This is a genomic window from Leifsonia sp. TF02-11, from assembly GCF_017565305.1.
GTDB lineage: Bacteria > Actinomycetota > Actinomycetes > Actinomycetales > Microbacteriaceae > Leifsonia.
In genome coordinates this window covers 275,321-294,387 of record NZ_JAGEKP010000007.1, presented here as the reverse complement: position 1 = coordinate 294,387, position 19,067 = coordinate 275,321, and the positions used below count along the sequence as shown (strand labels likewise).

The window sequence follows — 19,067 nt, the reverse complement described above, 5'->3', positions numbered from 1 at the left end:
CGTCGAGATTATCCCGTGTCAATAGTCGAGCCGATAATCGCCGACCGCGACCGCGACCTGGCGGCGGTACGCGGAGTAACGACGCCGCGCCGCGCCGCCGGCGGCCTCGTCCGCCCGAACCACCCGGACGTCCGCGCCGAGGCGCCGGTACGACTCGGCGATCGGATCTCCCGTCGCTCCACTCCGAGCGAGCATCGCCGCACCGAGCGCGGGGAGCTGCGGCTCCAGGTGGATCACCAGATCGACGCCGAGCGCCTCGACGCGAGCGCGCGTCCAGCCGGCGCTCCCGACATCGGAGCCGCCGAGGTGCACCGGCTCACCGGCCTCCGGATGCCCGCAGGCGTCCAGCACGTGCCGATTGCTGAGGCCCACCCCGCGCATCGTGGCCAGCGCCACCTCCTCGAGCCCGTCGGACTCCGCGATGTCGCTGAAGGAGGCGCGTACCGACGGATCCCAGAGCGGAGCCCGCTCGCCCCGCAGGTAGGGCAGGAACACTGCATCCGTCTCCGCTGCGCCGGCGGCCGCCGCGACCAGCTCGCCCGGCGTCCGCCCCGTGAGCCGGGACAGCCAGAGCAGGCTCGCTCCGCTCGACTGCGTCGGGCCGTAGTCGACGGGAATCGGGCTGCAGGATGCCGGCACGCGATAGACACCCGCCTTCGTGGCCTCGTCGGCGGAGAACGAGCGCCCGACGATGTCCGACGTGCCGGCGAGGACGAAGCTGCGGGGCAGCGCCGCCGCACCGATGCCGAGCATTCCGCCCATCGCGTCGCTCCACCCCACGACGACGGGGCATCCGGCGGGCAGGCCGAACTCGGCGGCGGCCGACGCTGTGGTCGCGCCGAGCACCTCCCACGGGTCGAGCACGGGGGCGAGCAGGTCCTCGTCGACGCCCGCGGCCGCGAACACGTCGGGCGAGGGCCGGCCTTCCGCGATCGACCAGAGGCCCTTGCCGGACCAGGCGTCGGTGGCCGCCGACCCGGTCAGACGGAAGCCGATGAAGTCCTTCGGCGTGAGCAGCCATTTCGTCGCGGCGAGCGCGCGCGGATCGTTGCGGGCCAGCCAGAGCAGCTTCGCCGGCAGCTGGCTGACGTCCCAGAGGTTGTCCACCCCGAAGACGTCGAGGGAACTGCGCAACGACCGCCTGAGCCACTCGGCCTCCTCCGTCGGCCTGCCGTCCCGCCAGGTGATCACGGGCCGGACCGCTGTCGCATCCTCCGCCGCGAGGACGAGGGAGGGGGTGTGCCCGACGATTCCGATGCCGTCGGGCTTCCTTTCGAAGTGCGCGACGGCGCGTCGGACGGCGCCGATGTAGTCCTCCGCCTGCTGCTCGTGCGCGCCGCCGGACTCCCAGGACGGATACTCGGCATGCCCGCGCTCGACCACGTCGCCGTCGTCGGTGACGAGGATCGCCTTCACTCCGGACGTTCCGAAGTCGATGCCCAACCAGGTGCGCATGCAGCTCACTCCCTTCCATTCCTCTAGTATTATTGTCAACAATAAATTGTTGCGCGAGGAGGCGCCATGCCCGACACGAGAACGGCCGTACCGACCGGGGTCATCCTGGTGATCCGGACCCACGATGCGACGGAGGCGATCGCCGCAGCCGAGGCCGCGATGTCCGCGGGAATCGATGCCGTGGAGATCACCCTCACCGTCCCGGGAGCCGCCGAGGTCATTGCGGCACTCGCCGGCCGCGGCACACCGGTGGGTGTCGGAACCGTGCTCGACGCGTCCGACGTCGCTCCCGCGGTCCGAGCGGGCGCGACATTCGTCGTAGCACCCGACACCGACGAGCAGGTCATCCGCGCCGCGCACGAGAACAACGTCGCCGTCGTGCCCGGCGCGCTCACGCCGACCGAGGTGCAGCGTGCCCACAAGTCGGGGGCGGACGCGGTGAAGCTGTTCCCTGCGCGTTCCGTGGGCGGGCCCGGCTATCTCGCCGAGCTCCGCGGACCGCTTCCGCACATCCCCTTCGTGATCTCGGGAGGCGTCACCGCCGAGACGGCGCCCGAGTACTTCGCGGCCGGCGCCGTCGCCGTGTGCGTCGGCATCCGGATGTTCGATCCCGCCACGCTGGCAGCGCGCGATCACGACGGCCTCGTGGCCGAGGCGACGGCGTTCCTCGACACCGCGCGGCAACGACAGCCCGTCGGCTGAGCGACGGCTCGTCGGCTGAGCGACCGCCCGTCGGCTGAGCGACCGCCCGGGGGGCCCGATCCCCCGGGCGGCACGTCACATCAAGCGGCTCGTGAGGCCGCCGTCGACGGTCATCGCCGCTCCGGTCACGAACGAGGCGTCGTCCGACAGAAGGAAGCGCACCGCCCGCGCGATCTCTGCAGGGGCCGCCATCCGGCCTACCGCACCCTCGGGAGGTTCCACGTGCACGGAATCGCGGGCCAGCGCCCTGCCGTGCTCTTCGGACATCTTCGTGTCGACCGACCCGATGACGACGGAGTTCGCACGGATGCCCTCGTCGGCGTACTCCACGGCGAGCTGCCGCGACAGGGAGACGATCGCGCCCTTGCTCGCCGCGTACGCCCCGGTGCCCGGCACCGTCGCGACGGCGTGCACCGACGACAGGTTGACGATGCTGCCCCGCCGTTGCTCGATCATCGTGGGCAGCACCGCCCGACAGCAGCGGAAGACGCCTCCGAGATTGACGTCGATCACATCCTCCCAGAGCTCGTCGTCCATGCGGTGCAGGGGTGCGGTGCGCAGGATCGCGGCCGACGTCACGAGGCCGTCGATACGGCCGTAGGTCTCACGCACCCCGGCGAACACCGAATCCACCGACGACGTGGCGGACACATCGCACAGCTGGTAGTCGACATCGTCCACCCGGGCCTCCGGCATCCGTCGCACCAGGCCGACGACGGCCCACCCGGTCGCCGCGAGGTCCGCGACGATCGCCCCGCCGATCCCGCCGCCCGCGCCGCTGACGACGGCGACCCGGTCGGTCGTCATCGCGCCCACGAGCCCTTGGCGATGATGCCCTCACGCGCATAGGAGACCGCGTCCGACAGCGTCCAGAGGGCCAGACGGTCGCCCGCCTCCTCCGAGTACCACGCGATGTGGGGTGAGAGCAGCAGGTTCGGGGCGGTCCGCAGCGGCGACGACGCGGGGAGCGGTTCGGTCTCGAACACATCGATACCGGCTGCGGCGAGCCGTCCGCTGGTGAGCGCCTCCGCGAGCGCGGCCTCGTCGATGAGGCCGCCTCTCGAGACGTTCACGATCACGGCTCCGTCCGGCATGGTGTCGATCGCGTCGGCGTCGACGATGTGGTGGGTCTCGTCGGTGAGTGGGACGTGCAGCGAGAGGAGGTTCGCCTGCGCGAACAGGTCCTGCGGCGAGTCCGCCCATTCCACGCCGTCGAGCGACTCGTCGCGAAAGGCGTCGAAGGCGACGACGCGACGGACGAACGGCTTCATCCGCTGGATCAGCGCCCTCCCGATCCTGCCGGTGCCGAGCACGCCGAGGGTCGCCTCCTGAAGCGCGTGGACGCGCCCGACCTGTCGCGAGGTACCCCAGCCGTTCTCCCGCACGACATGGTCCGCCGATCCGAGCCGGCGCCAGGAGGCGAGAGCGAGGGATGCGGCCTGGTCCGCCACCTCGTTCGTCGCGTAATCGGGCATGTAGTAGACCTTCAGCCCGTTGTCTGCGGCCTTCTCGAGATCGATGGTGTCGAGACCCACACCGGCGCGGCCGATCACCGACACCGAGTCGGAGACGGCGGCCAGGTGGTGCTCCCGCAGCGGCTGGAGCGTGACGACCAGCGCACTCGCACCAGCCGTGAGCTCCGCGACCTCGTCCGGCGTGCCGAGAGGGCCGACGCGGAACTCCGCCGTGTCCGCGAAGTCCCGCCGGATGGTGTCGAGGCCGGCGAACGAGTTCTCCGCCACGGCGATGATGGGATGGGATGAGTTCGGCATTGGAGACCTTTCGAGTGTTGTCGAGATCGAGTGAGCTGCGCCCGACTCAGCCCTTGACGGCTCCGCCTTCGTAGGCGGCGGCGAGCTGACGTTGCGTGAGCGCGAGCAGGATGACGGCTGCGGCGACCGGGATGAGCAGATAGACGGCCTGCTCCCCCGGCGTCGTCGTTGCCGTGAAGTTGTACGACGACATGTACTGCTGGAGTGCCGGCGGGAACGTCCGGATGTTGCTCTGACTGACGAGCGTCGTCGCGAACAGGTATTCGTTCCAGGTGTTGATGAGCGTGTACGCGGTCATCGCGCCGATCACCGGCCGGGCGAGCGGACGCACGATCTGCAGGAGGATGCGGACGGGACCTGCCCCGTCGATCGCCGCCGACTCCTCGATCTCTCGGGGTGTCCCGTCGAAGAACACCCGGAAGAACAGGGTCGCCATGGAGAGGAAGATCGCTGTCGTCGCCAGGATCTGGCCCGGCTGCGACCCGAGCAGGTGCAACCAGCTCAGGATGTCGTAGAGCGGGAAGACCAGAACGATGACGGGGACGAGCTGGAAGAGCACCAGCGCGCCCACGACGGCCTTGGGCACCCAGCCGGTCATCCGCGACAGCGCGTATCCGCCGAACAGACTCAGGACGATCACGATGACGGTCACGGAGAAGGTGACGACGATGCTGTTCCAGAAGTTGTAGGCCAGCGGAGGCACCGCGATGTTGTTCGTGTCCCACAGAGCCGGAGACCCGAGGACGGACGTGTAGTTCGAGAGCGACCAGGTGCGCGGCAGCAGCGAGACCGCCTCGGCGCCGCCGGGCGTGCTGTCGAACGACCGCGAGAGCGTGAACAGGATCGGCGAGACGGAGATCAGCGCGAGGACGATCGCTGCGACGGTCCTGGCGGCCGTTCCTCCCCCCTTCCGTCGCCGGACGTTCGTGCGGGGCCGGCGAGCACGGCGCGGCAGGTGGAACTCGGGCAGCGACGGTTTGACGCGCCTCCAGACGCGCGCCACGAGCATTCCCACCCCGACCACGATGGCGATGGCGATCACCATCACGACGATGCTGATGGTGGTCAGCGTCGTGGCGTAGCCCGAGTCGTAGTCCGAGAACGCAGCCTTGTACGCGCCGGTGGCGAGAGTCTGGGTCGCTCCCAGCGGGCCGCCGGCCGTGAGGATGTAAATGAGGTTGAACTCGTTGAAACTGTTGATGAAGTGCAGGCCGCACGCAGCCAGGGTGATGGCGGCGATGCCGGGGAGCGTGATGTGGCGGAACCGCTGCCAGACGCCTGCACCGTCAACCCGAGCGGCCTCGAAGCGCTCCTCGGGGATGGCGGTGAGACCCGCGAGGAGCAGCATCGTATAGAACTGGAACGACGCCCACGCGTTGATCGCGAGCAGCACCCACCAGACCGCGTCGGGATCGGTGAACACGCTCTGCGTGTGGAGTCCGAGGGCGGCCGGTACGCCGCTCTGCGGATCGAGCAGCAGCTTCCACATCCCCAGCCCGACAGGGGCGGAGATCACGAACGGCAGCAGGATGAGCAGCCGCAGCGCCGTGCGTCCCCGCAGCGCCTTGTTGAGCGCGAGCGCAGCGCCGAGGCCCAGCAGATAGCTCGGGATCACACCGCCGATGCCGCGGATGAAGGAGTTGAGGACCAACTGCACGGACGTCGGGTCGGTGAAGAAGCGGACGTAGTTCTCCCCGCCGATCCACTTGCCCGACGTACCCGCCTGGAAGCTGGTCATCACGCTGAGGACGATCGGAATCGCCACGAAGACCACCAGCATCACCAGGAGCGGGAGGAGGAAGATTCCGTAGACGACGGCCGCGCGCCTCCCGAGGCGACCGTGCGTGCGGCGGCGGGCCGCCGACAGCCCGAGTGGGCTGCCGGCGACCGGCCGGGTGAGACCTGAAGTGTCAGCTGCCATGGTTGATCTGATCGAGCGCCTTCTGGAAGTTCGTCCGCAGCGTGCCCGCAGCGGCCTGGACCGATGCCGAGCCGAGGCAGACGGACTCGATCGCGGGCAGGATCGCGTTGTTCATGAGCGGAGCGATGTTGATGGGTTCCGGGACGACGGCCGTGTCGAGGATCTTGGCGAAGCCCTTGAGCACATCATTCGTGATCGCGCTCGCGTTGACCTGCGGACGCACCGACAGCTGCGCATCGCCCTCGCGGCCGGCGATCACCGTCTGCGTCTTCACGCTGCGCATGTTCTTGAGGAACTGCTCGGCGAGGTCGCGGTTCGGGGCGTCCTGGTGGATCATCAGCGTGTGCTCCTCCCAGAAGGAGGCCGGTGTCCCCGCGTTGGGCAGCGGAGCGACCGCGAGGTTCTTCTTCGTGTCCGGGTACTGCTCGACGTTGGCGAACACGAACGGACCGGCCGAGTACGACGCGAGGGTGCCCTTGGCGAACTTGCTGTCGGTCTCCTGGTAGCCCCAGTTCGCGACATCCTTGGGCGTCGACTTCCAGGTGTTGACGGCGTCGTAGTAGAACTGCAGGACTTTCTGGGCCTGCTCGTCGGAGAAGCCGATTGTGAAGGAGCCCGCGCCACCGGTGACCAGGGGTGCTCCCGTCGACCAGAGCAGAGGGAGGAAGTTCGACGACGCACGGCCGTCGCCGACCTTCGCCTCGAACGCGAAGCCGTTCACCGAGCTCGAGTTCAGACCGGTGGCGAACTTCCCGAACTCGTCGAAGGTCCAGCTCTCGGGTGCGGTGAGACCCGCCGCCTCCGCGATGTCCTTGCGGTAGACGAGGCCTCGCGTGTTGCAGCGGAAGCCCAGTCCGTAGAGCTTTCCGTCGATCGTGCTCGCCTTGTAGTTCTGCGCGTAGAAGTCCGACTGGTTCTCGGTCTTGGCGTAGCTGGTCAGGTCGGCGAGCTTGACGCCCGCGGCCTGGAGGGACGGGATGCCCTGGGCGGTCCAGAAGATGAGGTCGGGCACCTGGCCCGACTTCTGGGCAGCGGCGGCCTGCGCCGGGTACGTACCGTCGTCGACCGTCATGAGGTTGAGCTTGACGCCCAGCGGGTCGGCGGCGGACTTCTGCATGACGTCGCGGATGAACGATGCGTCGACCCAGGAGGCCAGCATCAGATTGAGCGTCTTCGTGCCGCTGCCGGACGTCGACCCCGAGGACGGAGTCGGCGCGCACGCGGCGAGGGCCGCAGTTGTCATCAAGCCGAGCGCGGCGACACCGCCCCCCTTGATCAGTTGACGCCTCGAGAAGCCTGTAGGGGCGGAACCGAGGGGTGATTGCATCAGCGTTCTCCTATCTCCATTGATCGAGCGGGCGTTGCGCCCTTGGCGACTGTGTGCTGTAAATTGAAAACAATTAACTCGCAGACACATTCTTGCCAGCAAACAGGGCGGGTGTCAATCCGCGGGTTCGAAGCCGATCGAACGGCTCGACACGATCACGAGAGAAGGACCGACGATGACCCAACTGCTCGTCCCCGCGCACGAACTCCTGGCGTGCGCCACCGACATCCTGCGCGACCTCGGAACACCCGCCGCCCCGGCGCACGACGTCGCCGAGTCGCTCGTGCAAGCGAACATGGTCGGGCACGAGTCGCACGGCGTCGTGCGCCTCCTCGAGTACACGACCTTCGTGGAACGCGGGGTCCTGGATCCGACCGCGGAGCCTCAGGTCGTCCACCGCTCCGGCGCCGTCGCGGTCGTCGACGGCAATCACGGCTGGGGGCAGGTCGCCGCACGGTTCACCGCCGACCAGGCCGCCCAGGCCGCGCACGAGTTCGGCGTCGGTGTCGCCGTCCTCCGCAACGGCAACCACATCGGCCGGATCGGCGAGTACGCCGAGAGGATGGCAGCCGACGGCATCGCCTCGATCATCTTCTGCAACGCCGACCCGACCGTTGCGCCGTTCGGCGGAAAGGAGCGGATGCTCGGCACCAACCCGTTCGCGACGGGCATCCCGGTGCAGGGCGAGCACCCGTTCGTCATGGACATCGCCACCGCTACGGTCGCGGAGGGCAAGTTGCGGGTGGCGCGAGCCGCGGGCATGGCGATCGAGCCGGGAGCCGTCATCGACGCAGAAGGCAACGACTCGACCGACCCGAACGCCTTCTACGACGGCGGGGCCCTCCGCGCGTTCGGCGGGCACAAGGGCTACGCCCTGAGCGCCTTCATCGAGCTCCTCGGCGGTGCGCTCTCCGGCAACCACCCGTCCGTCACCTCCCGGTACCGGGAGGGGAACGGTGTCGTGATGATCGGCATCGACCCGGGAGCCTTCGCAGCCACTGACTTCGCCGTCGACGTCCGCGAGACCGTTCACGCGCTGCGCGCGTCGGCTCCCGCACGCCCCGGCACCAGTGTTCTCATCCCCGGAGACATCGAAGCCTCACTGCGCGCCGAGCGCTCGGAGCGGGTCCCGGTGAACGACAACATCTGGGCGGACGTCCTGGCGCTGCGCGAGCGGCTGGCCGCCTGAGCACGGACTCGGCGTAGCCGCCGGCGGGGCGTGCGCTGCGCGCGTCCCGCCTACTCGCCCTGTTCCATCGCCTTGACCACACGGCCGTAGGAGGCCTCGACGTGGTGCTGGATGCGATCGACCGCGTCGTCGGCACGCCCGGCGATGAGCGCGTCGACGATCGCGCGGTGGTCCGGCTCCCACTCGTCGTCGTAGTCCTTGCGGAGCGACATCCGCGTGACGAGGAACGCGTAGATCTGGCCGCGCAGCCCTTCCCAGGCGCGCTGCAGACGCTGGTGGTGCGACGCGGCCACCAGTTCGTCGTGGAAGGTGATGTCGACCTCGGCGATCAGCTCGGGAGTGCGCTCCTCGGCGGGCGTGGCCGCGAACCGGTCGAGGGTCGCGCCGAGCTCGGCGAGCTCCTCCGGCGTCGCATGGGTCGCCGCCCACTGCACCGCGAGGGACTCCAGGGCCTTGCGGAGGCTGAAGATCTCGTCGAGGTCCGAGCGGTACAGTTCGACGACGCGCGCGCCGCGGAACGGCTCGATCTGCACGAGGCCCTCGCGCTCCAGCTTTGCGAACGCCTCTCGCACGGGCCCGCGGCTCACGTTCATCTGGGTGGCGAGGCGGTCCTCCCGCAGCCAGGCACCGGGCGGGAGGGCACCGGTCATGATGGCCTCGCGCATCTGATCCGTGACCTCGTCTGCGAACAGGCGCCGGCGTGCAGGCCCGAGATCAAGGGGGATGTTCTCCACGACTAATCCTTTCCCGCGCGGCAGTGACTGCTCGGCGTCAGCTCGATTGTCAACAGACTACAGTCAACGGGCTGGGAGTGCAGTCAGGCCGTCCGTTCTGCGCGAGCGGACGGCGCGACGCGCCACGGAGTCGCCGCAGGGCCGGAGCGTCCGACGTCCACGCGATGGAGTGCTCCCGCTGCCGGGCGGCGGTGGCGCTCGTCTGCCGGGATGTCGATGGACGCCGTCGTGATGAACAGGGTTCTGCGTCCCTCTCCCCCGAAGCAGCAGCTCGTCACGTGGCGCGCCGGCACGATGACCGTGGCGTCCACCCGACCGTCCGGCGCGAACCGGATCACCCGGCCGCCGCCGTAGTCGGCGACCCAGACGCCGCCGTCGTCGTCGACGGTGAGCCCGTCGGGCGCGCCGGGTCCGTCGATCCGCGCGAACGGCCTCCTGCGCGACGCCGTGCCGGCTGCGAGGTCGTAGTCGAACGCGTCGACGCGGCCCGTCGGCGTGTCCACGTAATACAGGGTCGCTCCGTCCGGCGACCAGCCGAGGCCGTTGGAGAGGCTGACGCCCGGCACCAGGGTGCGCAGGCCCGCCCCGGGCTCCCAGGTGTAGAGCGCGGACGCATCAGGGCGCCCGCTCAGCGAGAGCGTCCCGACGACCACCCGCCCCGAGGGATCCGTCTTGCCGTCGTTGAAGCGATGATCGGGCATCCCCGCCAGCGCGTCGCTGACGATCTCGAGGTCTCCGCTGTCGTCGAGGAGGGCGAAGCCGTCCTCGGTGGCCAGCAGGATCCGGCCGTCGTCGGCCGGCATCGCGGTGCCGGGCATCACGGGCAGCGGGAAGGACTCCCTGCGCCGCCCGTCCGGGCCGGCGACGTGCACCGTCTTGCCGAAGATGTCGATCCAGATCAGCCGCCGGCGGCGTTCGTCCCAGATCGGGCCCTCCCCCAGCAGGGCGGGTGTGGCATCCGCACGGGCGGCGTCGAATACGATCACGGTCGGACTCCTGACAGGATTCGGTTGCTCAGCGGCGCAGGGACCCGCCGGCGTGGAAGGCCATACTCCCACCGTCGATCGGGAGCGTCACACCGGAGATGAAGGAGGCCTGCTCGCTAGCGAGGAACAGCACGGCGTCCGCCACCTCGTCGGGATGCGCGAGGCGGCCGAGCGGGACTCCGGAGAGTGCGTCCGCCAGCGTATTGCCGGAGGCCACGTCCTCTCGCGCGATCAGCGGCCGGAACCCTTCGGTGTCGACCTGGCTCGGCGCGAGCGCGTTCACCCGGATGCCGTAGGACGCCCATTCCACGGCGAGCTCCCTGGTCATCCCGATGAGCCCCGCCTTGGCGACGGAGTACACGTAGTTGCCTCGGCCCAGTGCAGCGAGGCCGCCGATGGAGGCGAGATTGACGATGGAGCCGCCCGCGCCGCGGGCGATCATCGCCCGTCCGGCCGCCTGCGCGGCGAACGCCGCCGCGCGCAGCGAGACCGCCATGACGCCGTCCCACTCCGCGATCGTGACCTCCTCGGGAGGTCGGTGGATGCCGCGTGCCGCGTTGTTCACCAGCACGTCGACACCTCCGCTCTCCGCCTCGATCGCCTCGAAGACGGGAGCGATCTGCGCGGCGTCGGCGAGGTCGCACCGGTGGAAGCTCCCGCCGCTCAGCCGGGCCGTCTCCTCCCCCTTCTGCGCGTCGATGTCGATTCCCACGACGGCGTATCCGCGCCGGGCTGCTGCGATGCTCACCGCGCGCCCGATGCCCTGGCCGCTCCCCGTGACGACCAGCGTGCGCCCCGCACCGTCGCCGGAACCGGCCGTGAGCGGCTCAACCATGCGCGACCACCGGGTTCCACAGGGTCGGCAGGCCGTCGATCGTCACGGTCGGCCGGTCGCCCGGGCGGAGGAACCGCGGCGGGATGTGGGCCGCGCCGATCCCGGACGGCGTGCCGGTGGCGATGATGTCGCCGGGACGCAGGTCGCAGACTGAGCTGACGTACGACACGATCTGCGGAACAGTGAAGATCATGTCGCTGGTCGTGGCCTCCTGCATGACCCGGTCGCCGAGTGTCAGCCGGATGCGCCGTCCCGCCGGGTCGCCGAATTCGTCGGAGGTGACCAGGTAGGGTCCGGTCGGGGCGAAGGTGGGGAACCCCTTGCCCTGCGTCCACTGCCCCGTGCGGTTCTGGTAGTCGCGTGCGCTCACGTCGTTGAAGGTGAAGTAGCCCGCGACCGCCTTGAGTGCCTCCCCGACCGGGACCCGCGACGCCGGCGCCCCGATCACGAGGCCGAGCTCGGCCTCGAAGTCGGGCTGTGTGCTGTCTTCGGGGATCACGATCGGTGCGCCGTGTGCCGAGATCGACGAGGTGAACTTCGAGAAGATGACCGGGTACTCCGGGACGGAAGCCCCGGTCTCCGACGCGTGGTCGACGTAGTTGACCCCGATGCAGATGATGTTCCGCGGCTCCGGGATCACGGGCAGCAGCTCCACCTCGCCGAACGACACGATCGGGCCATCCGGCATCGAGAGACCGGACTCCGATCGCGCGGCCAGGAAGTCGGTGATGGTCGACGGTGCGCCGGGGACGTTCCGCGGGATGTCGACGATGCGGGCGTTCTCGAGGTCGTCGAGATCGCGGCCGCCCACCACGGCGCCGTAGCTCGTGACGCCGTTCAGCCGGTAGCTCGCGAGCCTCATGCCGTCTCCTCCAGCAGTCGGCGCGTCGCGCGGACGACCCCGTCCACGCTGGGCAGCAGGGCGTCGATCAGCGGCGGGCTGTGCGGAATCGGCGCGTGCGCCGCCGTGACGGTGACGATCGGGGCGTCGAGGTACCAGAACGCCCGCGACTGGACCTCGGTCACGATCTGCGCGGCCACGCTGCCGAAGTGCGGCGACTCGTCCACCACGACCAGGCGGCCCGTGCGGCGCACCGAGGCGGTGATCGTGTCGATGTCGAGAGGGAAGATGGATCGCAGATCGATCAGGTCGACCTGCACCCCCGCTGCGGAGAGCGCGTCGGCGGCCTCCGTCGCCGTGATCATGCCGTGGCTGTGACTCACGACGGTGACATCGCCTCCGGTGCGAACGAGGTCGGCGACGCCGATCGGCGTGAACTCCCCGTCTCCGCCGACCGCGCCGCGCACGCCCGTCAGCTTCTTGTGCATCAGGAAGACGACAGGGTCGGGCGAGCGGAGAGCCGTCTTGATCAGGCCCTTCGCATCCCTGGCGGTCGACGGCGACACGACGGCCAGCCCCGGCATGCTCGCGAAGAGCATCTCCATGCTGTTGTTGTGCTGCGCGCCGCCGAGAGCCACCCCGGAGGTCGCCCGGATCACCAGCGGGACGTTGCGGTCCCACATGTATCGCAGCTTGGCGGCCTGATTGAAGATCTCGTCCATCGCTCCGTAGGCGAAGTCGTCGAAGTTCAGATCGATGAGCGGGCGCGAGCCGCTGACGGCGGCGCCGACGCCGGCGGCCACCATGGCCGCCTCCGAGATCGGCGCATCGCGAACCCGCTCGTGTCCGAACTCGGGGCCGAGACCCTTCACCTGCGCGAAATGCCCGCCGCGCTCGTACAGGTCGGTGCCGAGGATGAAGATGCGATCGTCGAGCAGCATCTCCTCCCGCACACCCTCGCGGAACGCGTTGGAATAGCTCATCGGCCGGCTCATCGCTGACTCCCGTCGTTCTCGATCCGCCCGTTCGCGCTCCAGCCGAGCACGTTCCACTCGGACACGTTCTCTCCAGCGCTCGACGGGTCCGGCCATTTCGATTCCTCTGCAAAGGTCACCGCGTGATCGACGGTCTCGGCCACGCTCTTCTCGATCTCGGCCAGCTGCTCGGAGCTGAGGAGACCACGGTCGGTCAGGTGGGCGACGAAGCGCTCGATGGGGTCCTTGGACGACCGCCAGAGCTCGACCTCGTCATCGGTGCGGTAGGTCACGACCTCGCCGGCGTTGTGGCCGCGGTAGCGATAGGTGAGCACCTCGATGAACTGGGCTCCTTCTCCGGCGCGTGCCGCCTCCGCGGCCTCGCGGGTCGCCTCGTAGACGGCCACGACATCCTGGCCGTCGACTTGACGGGACGCCACCCCGAACCCCGCGGCCCTGTCGGCGACCGAGGTCCCTCCGGTCACCGTCGCAGAGGGCGTCTCCACGGCGTAGAGGTTGTTCTCGCAGATCGCGATCAGCGGGAGCTGCCAGACGGAAGCCAGGTTGACGAACTCCCACACGCGGCCGACGTTCGCACCGCCGTCGCCGAAGTAGCCCACCGAGACGCGCGGGAGTCCCTGCAGTTTCGCACCGAGCGCAGAGCCCATCGCGAGCCCGAGCCCCCCTCCCACGATCGCGTTGGCTCCCCACAGCCCCTTCTCGAAGTCGGCGAGGTGCATCGAGCCGCCACGACCGCCGATCGTGCCGGTCTCCTTGCCGAAGAGCTCGGCCATGGCCGCGGCCGGATCGAGGCCCTTCGCGAGAGCGTGGTGATGTGAGCGGTGCGTACTCGTGACGATGTCGTCGGGCCGGAGCGCCCGAGCGACGCCCACGGCGCTCGCCTCCTGGCCGATGGCCGGGTGGATCCCTCCCGGCACGAGGCCGCGCAGCGAGGCCTCCTCCGCGGCCTCCTCGAATCTGCGGATGAGGAGCATGTCGGACAGCCAGCTGCGCAGGTCGTCGTCTGCGACGTCGCCGACGCTCGGTGTCGTCTGGGTCAGGGTCACGGAGATGTCCTTTCGACGGGTGGTCACGGCCGTCATCGGCCGAATGAGGTGAGCAGGAGCGGGTTGCCGGCGATGGCGGCGAAGCGGGACAGCATCTCCGCCGCGTGCTGGCCGTCCCAGTGCCGGTGGTCGACGTTGAGCGTGACGGTCATGGCCCGCCCGACCGCAAGCTCGCCGTTCTCGACGACCGGTCGGAGGCCCGCGGACCCCACGGTGAGGATCCCCTTCTGCCCGACCGGCACGATTCCGGTGAAGCTGTCGACCCCATAGGCGCCGAGGTTCGAGACCGTGCAGATCGGCTCGACCGCGTCGTCCGGGTCGAGGCGCGCGGCCTTGCTGCGCTCGATCGCGGCGCGGCGGCTGTCGGCGATGCCGAGAACGTCTCGGCGTGCGACATCGCGCAGGACGGGGATGGCCACGCCGCGATCGGTCGCGACCGCCAGGCCGAGGTCGATCTCCGAGGTGCCGACGGTCTCGATGAGTGCGAGCGCGAAGGCCTTGACGACGAGATCGGTGAATGTCACGTGCCGGTGAACGGCGCGGTAGCCGGCGAGCACCTCGTCCAGCCGCTCGACACGCACCTCGCGTTCGACGGCGAAGTGCGGGATCTCGGCCCAGGAACGCGAGACGGCTGCGGCCACGGCGGCGCGGTGCCGGTCGCCGCCCCGGTCGCGGGTGGACGCGGGCTCGGCGGGCGGTACCGGGCCGGCAGTCGCCTGCGCGGCGGTTGGCGCTGCGGTCGACCCGGCAGTCGGCGTGGCGCTCGGCTCGGGAGCCGGCGCTGCGCTCGGCGCCGATCGCTGGGCGAGCAGGTCGGCCCGGAGGTGCGGACTCGCCCGATAGGGCTCGAGCTCACCGGACTCGAGGCGTGCGCGGTCCGATCGCGTCAGCGGGCCGGCCTCATCGCGCGGCCGCGCAACCGCCTCCTGCGCCGCGGGGGCCGGCACCGCCTCTGCCGTCGCGGCGGGCGCCGCAACGGGAGCGGCGTCGTCGGCCTCCTCCGACTCCCCTTCGGCGAGGAGGACCGCGATGGTCGCGCCCGACGGCACCTCGGTGGCGTCGGGGAACCGGTGACGGCCGAGCGTGCCGCCGTCAGGGGCCTCGATCGACATCTCTGCCTTGTCGGTCTCGATCTGCGCGATCTCGTCCCCCGCTTCGATGCGGTCGCCGGGCTGCTTGAGCCACTCCGCGAGGTAGACCGTGTCACTCGCCATCCCGAGTGCCGGGACATAGATCTCTTGCATTCGCTCCTCCATTGGGCTGAGTGACTAGACGTCTAACAAGTTGGAGCATAGTGGGCCCTCTCCCGCGATGTCAAAGGGCCGGGTCGCCGGACCCGCTGATCCACCGCTGGGTGTTGGCGAAGTGCTGGCGCATCGCCTCCGCAGCAGCAGCAGGGTCTCGCGAGACCACCGCCTCCACAATCGCGCGATGACGCTCCACCGCGTCCGTCTCGTCCTGCGATGCGGCCGGCATCGGCTTGGCCCAGGCGAGGGCCAACCAGAACGCCTCGAGGAGCTGACCCATCAACGGCAGGTCGAGATCGGAGTAGAGCTTGGCGTGGAACTCCCGGTCGAGGTCGTCGAGGGACTCGTCAGCCTCGGCACGGCGGCCCATCTCGTCGACGATCTGCCCGAGACGGACGACGACCGGCTCGCTGGCTCCGTTCACAGCCACGCGCTGAATGAGCTCGGTCTCCAGGATCTGCCGCAGATCGGCGAGCTCCGTCGCCGTGCGGACAGCGCCTTCGCCGGACAGCCGGCTGTGGAAGATCAGGCCGTCGGCGAATCCCTCGAACGACAACCGGCTCACGAACGTGCCGGAGCCGTGCCGCGCCTCCAGGATGCCCTGCGCCTGCAGGGTCTTCAGCGCCTCCCGCAGCGATCCGCGGCTCACGTTCAGCCGCTCGATCAGCGTGTTCTCCGACGGGATCGGGTCGCCGGGCCGCAGGTCCAGCTCGAGGAGCAACTGCGTGAGCTCGCTCCGCAGAGAGTTCGCGTGGCCGCCGAAACCACGGCGCGACGTGTTGGGCTCTCGTTCGACTGCTGGCACGTCCGCATCGTACTATCGCGGCTCCGGTCGCTGCGAAACGGATGGCGTGACGAGCGACGACATGCCGCTCACGTCGTGAGCCCCTCGAGGTACGCCGCGTAACCCCGCGGCGCGCGGCCGACCAGACGGCTCGAGGTGGTGACGGGATGGTGCTCGCTCTCCACGATGGCGGCGCGGGCGGCGCGGAGCCGGGAGACCAGGTCCACGTCTTCGCCGACGTAGAGCGGGAGGAAGCCACCGACCCGAAGGTAGGCGGCGGCCCGCAGCCCGAGGTTGGCGCCGTGCACGTGGCCGAGTGTCGCGCCGGGTGGATGGGTCAGCTGCCACGCCTGCCGCCGAGCCTCGTCCAGGTCGGCCAATCGCGGAACGACCGCGCCCACGTACGCGTCGCCGGCGCGCGCCGCCCTGAGGTGCTCCCGCAGCCAGTGCCGTGGCACGGAGCTGTCGGCGTCCGTGAACGCGATCCAGGTGCACGACGGTGCTGCCTCGACGGCCGCCAGCCCGGTGAGGACGGCGTCGTGGCGACTGCGGCCGACGTTGCCGTGGTCACGGTCGATCGCCAGGACGCCGTCGAAGCCGCGCACGATGTCCGCCGACGCGTCCGTGCACGAATCCAGCACCACGACGACGGACGACGGGACCTCGATCGCGCGGCGGGCGGCCTCGATCGAGCGGAGGCATTCTGCGAGCGTGGCCTCCTCGTCGCGTGCGGGCACGGCGATGAGGATGTGCTCGACCGTCACCCGAAGACCTCCAGGAGGAAGTCCTCGTCGTGGTGCTGGACCAGCACGCGCAGTCCGGAGCGGGTGGCGAACTCGGCGTGCGCGTCCCAGCCGGACTGGGCGAAGTCGTCGGCGTGCCCCGTCCAGTGGCACAGCACCACCTGGCCGCCCTCGGTGAGCGAACCGAGGATGCGATCGATCGTGTCCGCCCACTGGTCGGTGGCGAGATAGTAGGCGACCTCGGAGACGACGACGAGGTCGAATCGTCCCTCCGGCCACTCGCCGGGGACGCGCATGCGCTGCACGACGACGTCGGCGAGCCCCGCGGTCCGCTCCGACGCGAGCGCGACGGCGGTCGGTGCGCTGTCGACGCACAGCAGCGTGTCGCATCGTTCCGCCAGGAGCGCGGACATCTCCCCGTTGGAGCAGCCGATCTCGAAGCCGCGCGCGTATCTCTCCCTCGGAAGCGCGGCGCAGGTGAGTGCGCGCTTGCGGCGCTCGTACCAGCGGGTGCGCACCGACCACGGGTCCGCGCTGGTGCGATGCAGCGCTTCGAAATGGTCGCCGGCCGCGGTCTCCTCCGGCTCGAACAGCACCTCCCTGCCGTGAACGGCCCGCTGCACGAACGCGCTCGTGAGTACGCCGTGCGGATTCGCGGCGGTGTGCAGCTGGCTGGCGAACGCTGCGAGCGCGACCCGTTTGCGCTCACGCGCCGCGGCACTGAGCTCGACCTCGCTGACCCGCGACCAGGGCAGATCGTCCGGCGAACCCCACTGCCAGAGCCAGATCGGGTAGAGCAGGAGGGTGTCGCCGTGCACCGCGCAGGCGGCGGCGACCTCGCGGCCGAGCGTGCGGTGATCGCCGTGCCGGTCACCGGGCCAGGGCGCCAGCACCAGGGTCGTATCGCTTCGGCGGGAGGCGAGAGCGAGGTCGATCCCGTCGCGGAGGAGACCCGCTTCGTGCTTGAGGCGCCCGTCGGTCAAGCCGAGCACCGTCAGGTCGATGGTGGTGCCGAGCCGCGACAGGGCCGAGGTCAGTTCGACCAGGCGTTCGTCGCATTCGCTCGTCGCGACGACCACCGAGATGTCGATTCCGAGCTCGCCTGCGACGACGAGCAGGCCTCCCACGCCGAGCGTCTCGTCGTCCGGGTGCGCCGAGAACACGACGATCCGCGTGAAGCCCGCGAGCCATCCCCTGGTGCGCAGCGGCACGGACGCCCAGCGGTCCGGGTCCTCCCAGTCGGCCGCCGAGGTGGTCGTGACGAGCGGATCGAAGGTCACCATTGCAGTTCCCCTCCTGCCAGACGAGCAGCCAACGAGGCGTCGTCGCGACCGCGGTGGTACTGGGACACGTAGAGTTCGAGGTCGGCGCAGCGGCGCGCGAGGCCCTCGTCGAACGCCAGAGCGGTCGGGCCGAGCACGTCACGCGCGGCGTCGAGGGTGGCGACGAGCGCGTCGGCGACGGTGCCGCGGACGGCGTGCGCGAGGACCGCCGCGTCCGCGACCCGGTCGTCGTCGATCCGGTCGGCTGCGTCCTCCAACGCCAGCCGACCGGCCTCGAGACGACGGTACAGCTCGCCGGTGCGCGCGGCGAGGATCGCGTCGTCCGGACGCTTCACGGTGCACGCGATGAGCGCGTCCAGCACCGGGAGGCAGCCGCCCCACCAGCAGGCGGCGACGCCGATCGCGCCCCAGCGGAAGCCCGGGCGGTCCAGGTACCAGCCGTCGCCGCCCACGGGGCGAGCCGGTGAGCTGTCGAAGGCGACAGGGCCGCTGACGACATCGGCGAGGCCGCGTGCGACCCAGTGGGCAGGCTCGACCGTCACGCCGGGCGCCCCCATCGACACGGCGAACATCCGCCGTGCGCCCTCCGGGGTCGTTGCCGTGACCAGCGCGCTGGTGAGCCGACCGGCCAGGGAGCACCAGGGCTTGCGACCGCTGAGCACCCAGCGGTCCCGCTCCCGGTGCGCGAGCAGCACGGTGTCGGGCGCCTCGGCGGCGAACACTCCCCACGTGGTGCCCTGCTCCGGTTCGGGGGCGTCCGCCTCGGCGAGGATCGTCACCGCGTCCACGTGCGGCTCGATCACGCGAGCCGCGGTCAGGTCGACAGCGGCGATGCGGGCGAGGCCGCGGAAGCGTTCCGCCGTCCGCCCCGACCCCGGCAGCGGCAGCAGGCCGGCCGGAGGTGTCGAGCGGAGGACCGCCAGTACCGGTGCGACGGCGCCTCCGCACTCCGCCGCAGCATCGAGATAGGCGTCGAGGGAGGCAGTGAGCCCGATCGCCAGGTGGGGTCGCCGGTCCCGGGTCGTGTCCATGACGTTCACAGTCGGCCACGAGCCGCGACGTTCAACCCCTTGCGCGGAGCGGGGATCCGTGGCGCCAGGAGACCGGCAGACCATCCGATGTTCGTGCACCGACGGACGATCGAGGCAAGCCCCTGCCGGATCTCCGCGCCCACGCCTACCGTGGCGGCACAGTTCCACGGGTCGCG

Annotated in this window: 18 protein-coding genes; 2 read left to right on the top strand and 16 right to left on the bottom strand. The window is 70.2% G+C overall.

Annotated features, from left to right (window positions below; all coding sequences use genetic code 11):
- Nucleotides 1-18: 18 nt before the first annotated feature.
- Nucleotides 19-1,455: an FGGY-family carbohydrate kinase gene (locus JNB50_RS11660; RefSeq protein WP_208040304.1), complete on the bottom strand. Its 1,437-nt coding sequence runs from the start codon at nt 1,453-1,455 to the stop codon at nt 19-21.
- 66 nt (nt 1,456-1,521) lie between these two features.
- Here JNB50_RS11660 and JNB50_RS11655 point away from each other — a divergent pair, with 66 nt between their 5' ends.
- Nucleotides 1,522-2,157: a bifunctional 4-hydroxy-2-oxoglutarate aldolase/2-dehydro-3-deoxy-phosphogluconate aldolase gene (locus JNB50_RS11655; RefSeq protein ID WP_208040303.1), complete on the top strand. Its 636-nt coding sequence runs from the start codon at nt 1,522-1,524 to the stop codon at nt 2,155-2,157.
- A gap of 75 nt (nt 2,158-2,232) precedes the next feature.
- Here the strand turns inward: JNB50_RS11655 and JNB50_RS11650 are convergent, their stop codons facing one another.
- The 4 genes from JNB50_RS11650 to JNB50_RS11635 are packed head-to-tail and all read right to left on the bottom strand — an operon-like array spanning nt 2,233 to nt 7,093.
- Complete coding sequence (locus JNB50_RS11650) at nt 2,233-2,964, bottom strand: SDR family NAD(P)-dependent oxidoreductase (RefSeq protein WP_208040302.1); 732 nt, start codon at nt 2,962-2,964, stop codon at nt 2,233-2,235.
- Nucleotides 2,961-3,929 carry a C-terminal binding protein gene (locus tag JNB50_RS11645; RefSeq protein ID WP_208040301.1) on the bottom strand — a complete coding sequence of 323 codons (969 nt, stop codon included), beginning with the start codon at nt 3,927-3,929 and terminating at the stop codon, nt 2,961-2,963. The genes JNB50_RS11650 and JNB50_RS11645 overlap by 4 nt, the downstream gene beginning before the upstream one ends.
- A 46-nt stretch (nt 3,930-3,975) precedes the next feature.
- Complete coding sequence (locus JNB50_RS11640; protein WP_208040300.1) at nt 3,976-5,850, bottom strand: ABC transporter permease subunit; 1,875 nt, start codon at nt 5,848-5,850, stop codon at nt 3,976-3,978.
- Entirely contained in the window at nt 5,840-7,093 is a 1,254-nt protein-coding gene (locus JNB50_RS11635) for an ABC transporter substrate-binding protein (RefSeq protein WP_208040299.1), read from the bottom strand. Before JNB50_RS11635 ends, JNB50_RS11640 begins: the two co-directional genes overlap by 11 nt.
- A gap of 259 nt (nt 7,094-7,352) precedes the next feature.
- On the opposite strand from JNB50_RS11635, the gene JNB50_RS11630 reads away from it, so the two are divergent.
- Nucleotides 7,353-8,366 carry an Ldh family oxidoreductase gene (locus tag JNB50_RS11630; RefSeq protein ID WP_208040298.1) on the top strand — a complete coding sequence of 338 codons (1,014 nt, stop codon included), beginning with the start codon at nt 7,353-7,355 and terminating at the stop codon, nt 8,364-8,366.
- A gap of 50 nt (nt 8,367-8,416) precedes the next feature.
- On the opposite strand, the gene JNB50_RS11625 is transcribed toward JNB50_RS11630, so the two are convergent.
- The 11 genes from JNB50_RS11625 to JNB50_RS11575 form a co-directional block, all read right to left on the bottom strand.
- Nucleotides 8,417-9,100 (bottom strand): GntR family transcriptional regulator, encoded by a 684-nt coding sequence (locus tag JNB50_RS11625; RefSeq protein WP_208040297.1) that lies wholly within the window; start codon nt 9,098-9,100, stop codon nt 8,417-8,419.
- An 83-nt stretch (nt 9,101-9,183) separates the two neighbouring features.
- The gene (locus JNB50_RS11620; protein WP_208040296.1) at nt 9,184-10,086 is read right to left on the bottom strand and encodes an SMP-30/gluconolactonase/LRE family protein; all 903 of its coding nucleotides are present in this window, start codon (nt 10,084-10,086) and stop codon (nt 9,184-9,186) included.
- A gap of 28 nt (nt 10,087-10,114) precedes the next feature.
- Complete coding sequence (locus JNB50_RS11615) at nt 10,115-10,921, bottom strand: SDR family NAD(P)-dependent oxidoreductase (protein WP_208040295.1); 807 nt, start codon at nt 10,919-10,921, stop codon at nt 10,115-10,117.
- Nucleotides 10,914-11,783: a fumarylacetoacetate hydrolase family protein gene (locus JNB50_RS11610; protein ID WP_208040294.1), complete on the bottom strand. Its 870-nt coding sequence runs from the start codon at nt 11,781-11,783 to the stop codon at nt 10,914-10,916. Before JNB50_RS11610 ends, JNB50_RS11615 begins: the two co-directional genes overlap by 8 nt.
- A complete protein-coding gene (locus JNB50_RS11605; protein ID WP_208040293.1) occupies nt 11,780-12,745 on the bottom strand; it encodes an alpha-ketoacid dehydrogenase subunit beta in 966 nt (321 codons plus the stop codon). Before JNB50_RS11605 ends, JNB50_RS11610 begins: the two co-directional genes overlap by 4 nt.
- Nucleotides 12,746-12,753: 8 nt before the next feature.
- Entirely contained in the window at nt 12,754-13,803 is a 1,050-nt protein-coding gene (locus JNB50_RS11600) for a thiamine pyrophosphate-dependent dehydrogenase E1 component subunit alpha (protein WP_208040292.1), read from the bottom strand.
- A gap of 32 nt (nt 13,804-13,835) precedes the next feature.
- Nucleotides 13,836-15,047 carry a 2-oxo acid dehydrogenase subunit E2 gene (locus tag JNB50_RS11595; RefSeq protein ID WP_208040291.1) on the bottom strand — a complete coding sequence of 404 codons (1,212 nt, stop codon included), beginning with the start codon at nt 15,045-15,047 and terminating at the stop codon, nt 13,836-13,838.
- Nucleotides 15,048-15,117: 70 nt separating this feature from the next.
- Nucleotides 15,118-15,855 (bottom strand): FadR/GntR family transcriptional regulator, encoded by a 738-nt coding sequence (locus tag JNB50_RS11590; RefSeq protein ID WP_208040290.1) that lies wholly within the window; start codon nt 15,853-15,855, stop codon nt 15,118-15,120.
- Between the two features lie 68 nt (nt 15,856-15,923).
- Entirely contained in the window at nt 15,924-16,598 is a 675-nt protein-coding gene (locus tag JNB50_RS11585; RefSeq protein ID WP_208040289.1) for a glycosyltransferase family 2 protein, read from the bottom strand.
- Complete coding sequence (locus JNB50_RS11580) at nt 16,595-17,860, bottom strand: bifunctional PIG-L family deacetylase/class I SAM-dependent methyltransferase (RefSeq protein ID WP_208040288.1); 1,266 nt, start codon at nt 17,858-17,860, stop codon at nt 16,595-16,597. The genes JNB50_RS11585 and JNB50_RS11580 overlap by 4 nt, the downstream gene beginning before the upstream one ends.
- The gene (locus JNB50_RS11575; protein WP_208040287.1) at nt 17,854-18,891 is read right to left on the bottom strand and encodes an acyl-CoA dehydrogenase family protein; all 1,038 of its coding nucleotides are present in this window, start codon (nt 18,889-18,891) and stop codon (nt 17,854-17,856) included. Before JNB50_RS11575 ends, JNB50_RS11580 begins: the two co-directional genes overlap by 7 nt.
- Nucleotides 18,892-19,067 lie beyond the last annotated feature (176 nt).